The 5718-nt window shown below is 43.8% G+C and carries 10 protein-coding genes; all 10 read right to left on the reverse strand.

Annotation, left to right across the window (positions count from 1 at the left end):
• The coding region (locus E4665_RS17745; protein WP_206663604.1) for a terminase large subunit at positions 1-1316 on the reverse strand (1316 nt) is incomplete at its 3' end.
• Positions 1297-1755: a phage terminase small subunit P27 family gene (locus tag E4665_RS17750; protein ID WP_135350139.1), complete on the reverse strand. Its 459-nt coding sequence runs from the start codon at positions 1753-1755 to the stop codon at positions 1297-1299. The genes E4665_RS17750 and E4665_RS17745, both read right to left, overlap by 20 nt.
• Positions 1756-1788: 33 nt before the next feature.
• On the reverse strand, positions 1789-2382 hold the full coding sequence (locus E4665_RS17755) for a DNA-methyltransferase (protein WP_277752235.1): 594 nt from the start codon (positions 2380-2382) through the stop codon (positions 1789-1791).
• A gap of 484 nt (positions 2383-2866) precedes the next feature.
• Positions 2867-3178 carry an HNH endonuclease signature motif containing protein gene (locus tag E4665_RS17760; protein WP_135350140.1) on the reverse strand — a complete coding sequence of 104 codons (312 nt, stop codon included), beginning with the start codon at positions 3176-3178 and terminating at the stop codon, positions 2867-2869.
• Complete coding sequence (locus E4665_RS18290; RefSeq protein ID WP_167815253.1) at positions 3178-3339, reverse strand: hypothetical protein; 162 nt, start codon at positions 3337-3339, stop codon at positions 3178-3180. Before E4665_RS18290 ends, E4665_RS17760 begins: the two co-directional genes overlap by 1 nt.
• Before the next feature lie 76 nt (positions 3340-3415).
• Complete coding sequence (locus E4665_RS17765) at positions 3416-3793, reverse strand: hypothetical protein (protein ID WP_135350141.1); 378 nt, start codon at positions 3791-3793, stop codon at positions 3416-3418.
• Between the two features lie 128 nt (positions 3794-3921).
• On the reverse strand, positions 3922-4344 hold the full coding sequence (locus E4665_RS17770; RefSeq protein WP_135350142.1) for a transcriptional regulator: 423 nt from the start codon (positions 4342-4344) through the stop codon (positions 3922-3924).
• A complete protein-coding gene (locus E4665_RS17775) occupies positions 4341-4568 on the reverse strand; it encodes a hypothetical protein (RefSeq protein WP_135350143.1) in 228 nt (75 codons plus the stop codon). Before E4665_RS17775 ends, E4665_RS17770 begins: the two co-directional genes overlap by 4 nt.
• Before the next feature lie 3 nt (positions 4569-4571).
• Positions 4572-5195 (reverse strand): HNH endonuclease, encoded by a 624-nt coding sequence (locus tag E4665_RS17780; RefSeq protein ID WP_135350144.1) that lies wholly within the window; start codon positions 5193-5195, stop codon positions 4572-4574.
• A gap of 5 nt (positions 5196-5200) precedes the next feature.
• Positions 5201-5605, reverse strand: coding sequence for a RusA family crossover junction endodeoxyribonuclease (locus E4665_RS17785; protein ID WP_135350145.1), 405 nt, complete (start codon positions 5603-5605; stop codon positions 5201-5203).
• Positions 5606-5718 lie beyond the last annotated feature (113 nt).

A 5718-nucleotide genomic window follows, 5' to 3' on the forward strand; every position in this document is an offset into this window, starting at 1 on the left:
AGCCGTTCTTGATGACCGTCACGATCAAACCGTGCTAAGGGTATCCACGAGTGCGACAGGATAAAAATCTCGCCCGTCTCAAGTGGAAATTCGAGACAAGCTGACGTAAAGTCCTCTGTTTCAGATAAGTCATACCCGCCAATGCACTCACGCCCCTTTAGCGTTTCTATATCTAGCACTTTGTTGTTCTTATTGATCGTCGCGACATCGACAAAGGACATCTCATCAACATCAGAAAAGATGTTAAACTGCTTAGTGACCCAGTCGGCCCGCTCTTGAGGGCTTTTCTTGTCCTTTTTCCAGTCATTTACCAAATTGACAAAATCCATCAGGCAGATGTTCGGGTTCGCCTTGATCCAAAGCTCCGGCTTGTCCATTTCTTCCAAGTCATCCAGCTTGGCGAGATAATAAAACGTCCGGTCATCGACCTCAATCCCGTTAACAACGCTCTTCCCGATCTCGTAAAAGTCCATCAATGGGCCGTCTAATACATAACCGGCTGTCGTAATGTAGATGATCAGCGGCTGTTTTCGGGCACCGCGGCTCTTTTTGATGACGTTAATCAGCTTAAAGTCCTTGAATTCGTGAATTTCATCAAAGATACCCAGGTGCGTATTCAAACCATCAAGCCGTTTACTATCGGATGCACGGGCCTCAATCCTGGAAAAAGTCTTGTTAAAAAGAATGCGATTACGCTGTGGTTTTCCAAATTTCTTGAGCAAGTACGGCGATTTCTCAACCATAGCTTTAGACTCGTCAAATAACTCGTGCGCCTGTTGTTCCGCATTCGCAAGAACATAAACCCTAGCGCCGTTTTCGCCATCAAAACCCAACATGTAATTCGCTAAACCACTAATTAAAGTCGTTTTTCCGTTTTTGCGGGCTACAAAGACCAATCCTTCGCGGAAGCGTCGGACCCCGGTATCTTTATGCACCCAGCCAAACAGCGAACCGATCACGAAATGCTGCCAGGGCTGCAAAACGAGCTGATCAAAATCGCCCTTGGACGGTTTACACTTCTCTTCGATAAACTGAATGGGACGATGCGCCTTTTCTTCGTCAAAAATCCAAGGAAACGCATCTGTTCCTTGCCTTTCGAGATCATGTAAATGCCGTTTTGCCGCTGAAATGTTCTCTTTCGACGCGGGTATTGACCCTTCCGCAAGCAGCTGCGCGTAAATGGTTGTCAATACGACAGGCGCTGGTTCCTTGAGATAAGCACCCCATGACGCTTCTTCTTCTCGGTAAGCATTCCACCACTGGGTCAATTCTGTGTAATTCATATCCAAAAGTGGCTTAGAAGTCATCTTCATCATCGTCTCTGTCATCGCCATTCAGCTTTATAGCGAGTTTTGCGCGTGCAGAAGGTGATAAGCCGAGGTCGGCACCGAATGACCGCATTTGTGCAGCCGCGTCTTTCTTACGCATGATCAGCGGATTCGATTTTCCGTCCACCCAGAGCCCCATACTCTTGATCTCTTTCGTATACTGGATATATTGCGCGTAAGCATCGCAAAACAGCGCTAGATGATCGATATCGGCTTCGTTAATCAGCTCAACTTCAAGCAGAAGTTCGGCCAGCCGTTTGAACTCTTTCTTTGCAGCAGTGGGCAGCCATGCCGGCGGTTTGACATTCTCAGCCCGCATCTGCAGCTTCTTTTCATTTTCGACTCGCTTATTCAATTGTTCCTTGGTACGCCGGTTCGGGTTACCCTGAATAAGCTGCAGCATCGCACTTTTCGCTGGTGTCGGCATGGCGCGTCACCTCCCTTTTCTTCCGTAATTAGATTAAACAGTCTGCTGAACAGTAGATAAATATTCCTTAATTCGTTTATCCGCTTCGGCTGCATAATAGTCATCTAGCTCAATGCCTAAGCTGTCGAATCCTTCGAGCTCAGCGGCTAATATCGTTGTTCCGCTGCCCGCAAATGGGTCAAATATTCTTTCTCCTTTTTCACATAACTTTACAACCTGCCTCATCAGATCAAGCGGCTTTTGTGTTTGGTGAATTCGTGATTTGCTTGGCACACTTGAGGTAGTGAAAACACCCGGCAGAACGGGAGAATTTCTATCTAATGGTAAGGCCCCTTTACTTCCCCACACAATGTATTCTGCTTGTGCCCTGAACCGACCCTTTTGCGGTCTTGAACTTGGTTTATTCCATACGGCAATACCGCGCCATATCCAACCTGACATCTGGAAACAATCCGTCATTGCCGGAAGCTGTCGCCAGTCGATAAACGCCGCGCATACGCCTTCCTGTTTAACAACACGGCGGCCTTCTTTAAGCCAAGAGGCTGTATAATTTATAAACGCACGTTGATCCATTGTATCCCCAGCGAAGTCATGATTTCGGTATTCAGTTTTGGAATCGTTATCCAAATACTTTTCACTCGTTGGTTTTACCCGATCGCCCCGATAAGCCCCCCCCTGAGCAATACGGAGGATCCGTTATGATCGCTCCGAAACTATCATTTTCTAGATCTCTTAAAACATCTATGCAATCGCCATGCTTGATTTCGTACACTTATCTCACCATCCGTTCAAAAAAATTTTTTTATTTTTTGGTCTTTACAAATCCGCCTTGTCGATATACGATGTTATCGAAAAAGATGGTAACCAATCCCGAAAGGGAAGGATACCATCTTTTTTTGGCATTTAAAAAATATTGATCAGCGAATTTATTGTGAAGGATGGCCCGCACCGTTTATTTTCATCACTGAATCCTTCATTTCTCGACCAGGGGGGATATCCAATAATTTTTTAATATTTGAAATCGAATCAGCTGCGCTGGCACGTTGTCACTCTATTTGTGTCAAATGTGTGAACAAAACGTGATAAGCAGCGAACGAATCAAGCAATGAATCTAACTTGTTTCGTTGTTTGAATAGAACTTCATCACATCGCGATGCTGTTTCTGTTTCGGTTTGCCACCACTGCGTTCAGGATGATCACGGTTGTGGCATGCTTCACATGTTGCTTCTAGGTTATCTTGATCAAAGAACAACGCTAGATTATCTCGTGCAGGAACACGATGATGCACCGTATTCGCTGGCGTGACCAGTCCACGACGCAAGCATTCTTGACACAAGTAAGCATCACGAATGAGAACAACATGTCTGCACTTTGTCCATCTTGTGGTATGGTATAACGCATCAATCTCATCACGTTGTCGCATTATTCATCTATTGTTTTTTCCATTGCATCAATCGTTCGCTTGATTCGATCAAGAACAGAGTCTTTGCCAGCTGAATCAAGACAAGCAATACCTGACTTATGCAATTGAATCAATCGATCCAGATAGTTTAGCTGTGCCATAAACTTATTGTCATCTATCATACTTCATTACCCGCCTTTGCTTATGATCTGATAGCAATGATACGTATTGATCAGTGATCTAATAATGGATTCATGTTTACGATTTGACTTGTAGATTCGCCAGTAACGTTTCATGGTTAATCACCACCGATTGATCCGGACCGTTGGCAAGATCAACTCCGATATACCTCTTCGTTTTATCTAGTTCCTTCAGCGCTTGTGTTGCCTTCTTTGCTTCACGTTGCACGGCTTTCAATCCCTTCAGTGCATCGCTGCAATCGATATTCACTTTGACCGTTAGTTCACCGATTTGCTTGCCGTGATCGGGTTTAACTTTTCGGACACAGTCCTGATAAACATCCATTGCCTCTTTCGGCATCTTATCTTTCTCAATACTTCCGCCTTGTTTCCACCAATTAGGCGGAACTAGCGGTTCTTCCCATCCGTTTGTAATTGGTTTGCTCTGATCTGCCATCTCTGCACAACCTCCTGAATGCATAATAAAAAGCGCCCTCGTCAGGCGCTTTAGGCAATCTCTATATCATTACCACACTATCATATTATCACGATTTGTAGGGTCAAATGCACAAGGCATGCACACGCTTAGTATCCTAGCTTTGATGCAACAAGATAGACAAACTCTTTACGATACTTGCTCGCCGTATTCCGATGCATAAAGCACTCAGATGCGATGCCCTCCATTGTCAATTTACGATTATCCCAATACTTAAGTTGGATGACCCTTTTATGATCTTCAGGCATTTGATCGTATGATGACCCAATCGCAGAAGCGATTCGTTCAAGTCGTGCTAAACTGGTACTGCTCATTAGTGCCGTTGCTATCCGCTCTGTTGGCCTGCCAACTCCGCCGCCTTTGACAACTCCTGCATCATCCTGCTTTGACGAAGCATACATGATATTCTGGTACCGATCTTTGATGTTTTGTACGGTATCCGGATAATCATAAATCTCAGATTCAATATATTTAAACACTGCTGTTTTTAACTTATCTTTCGTTTCCGTCATCCTGCTGCCTCCTTGCTTGCTCTGTAGATATCCTGTACCCAATCAACAAGCATCACCATCTGATTGACAACTAGCTTATTATTTTCGTATCGTTCACTGATCGCGGCAGATGACTGCATGATCCACTTCCAAAATCCATCGCTATCCATTCCAAGAGACGATGCCTTACTGTTGACTTCAAGCACCCAATCAGCCACCTCACTGAAAAACTGCTTATAATCCATGGCTCACACCTCACGGCTTGCTATTCTGCCATATTTACCAAAATATTTTATTTCGGCTTGCTTTCTAGCCTGAACAGCTTTTTCAAAATCTTCGTATCGGCCTAAAGCAATCTCTTTTCGATCAACCATGATTCGTGCCCTCCATTTTCCATTAGGAGTCTTTGAAACACCAGGAACACCGGATGAATTATTTTTGCCTACGCCTTTATTTCTTGAATTATTTTTAGCACTGCAAATTCTTAAGTTTTTTAAACGATTGTCTAATCTATTGCCATTGATATGATCAACAACTTTATCGTCAGAGCATTTTAAGATTAGCCGATGCATTTTAACAACCTTGTGATTAATGTTCGCGACTACGTATCCTGTTTTACTAATGCACCAACTCGGGTTAATAATTTTTGGAACTATTGGATTGTCAACTAATACCTTATCGCCATTCGCTGTAACGATTACTGTATAGTCATCTTTAAGAATAATTGAATTCTTCCTTTGTCTTGGCTTACTTCCATCAAAGCATTTTCCATACGTTCTCATCTGCAGATAATGTTTTAGACAAAACAAGTTTCCGCCTCTAAATCTAGCAACTCTATGTGTCGAACCGCAGTAAGAACATTTTCCTGCCATTACTTTCACTCACTTTCTAAGCTATCAATTCTCACATATATTCCTGGCAACTCCGCCCAAAATTTTTCAGTAATCTCGCTTACGATTAAAGCGTCATCTTTCCAGTATCCAAGGTCTGTCATCACGTCTTCAAACAGTTTCATCAAGTTTGTAACGTCCGGCTTTGTTGTTTTCCACTCTCCGTTGTAGTGTTTTCCTTTGATTGGGAAGCACCACTTCGTAATCATTCTCACTGGACCGCTAAAAGGTTTTTCCGGCACATGCTGTCCAAGGTAAGCCATCAGTTTCGACCGTGCAGCCTGCAAGTCATCGGGTTCATAAAAGACTGGCTTGCCTTTCAGCACTCGTACCTGTTTCTGCTGATGTGTTGTTGTCGGAACTTTCATCGGCATGAAGAATTCAGTTACCATATTTTGTCAATCCTTTTATTTTTAGTTTCGCCTTAGTGTCTGTGGTGTGCTCCGTATGTCGTCGTGCGTAAGCTGTCGCACGACTACGGCTCACACGGACACACACGCAGGGT

The organism is Sporolactobacillus shoreae (assembly GCF_004684935.1).
In the GTDB taxonomy this organism is placed as follows: Bacteria; Bacillota; Bacilli; order Bacillales; family Sporolactobacillaceae; genus Sporolactobacillus; species Sporolactobacillus shoreae.

Bases quoted from the DNA above. Each gene is read 5' to 3' on its own strand.
- E4665_RS17750 (WP_135350139.1), bottom strand. From the start codon at position 1,755: ATGCCGACACCAGCGAAAAGTGCGATGCTGCAGCTTATTCAGGGTAAC.
- E4665_RS17760 (WP_135350140.1), bottom strand. From the start codon at position 3,178: ATGCGACAACGTGATGAGATTGATGCGTTATACCATACCACAAGATGG.
- E4665_RS18290 (WP_167815253.1), bottom strand. From the start codon at position 3,339: ATGATAGATGACAATAAGTTTATGGCACAGCTAAACTATCTGGATCGA.
- E4665_RS17765 (WP_135350141.1), bottom strand. From the start codon at position 3,793: ATGGCAGATCAGAGCAAACCAATTACAAACGGATGGGAAGAACCGCTA.
- E4665_RS17770 (WP_135350142.1), bottom strand. From the start codon at position 4,344: ATGACGGAAACGAAAGATAAGTTAAAAACAGCAGTGTTTAAATATATT.
- E4665_RS17775 (WP_135350143.1), bottom strand. From the start codon at position 4,568: ATGGATTATAAGCAGTTTTTCAGTGAGGTGGCTGATTGGGTGCTTGAA.
- E4665_RS17780 (WP_135350144.1), bottom strand. From the start codon at position 5,195: ATGGCAGGAAAATGTTCTTACTGCGGTTCGACACATAGAGTTGCTAGA.
- E4665_RS17785 (WP_135350145.1), bottom strand. From the start codon at position 5,605: ATGGTAACTGAATTCTTCATGCCGATGAAAGTTCCGACAACAACACAT.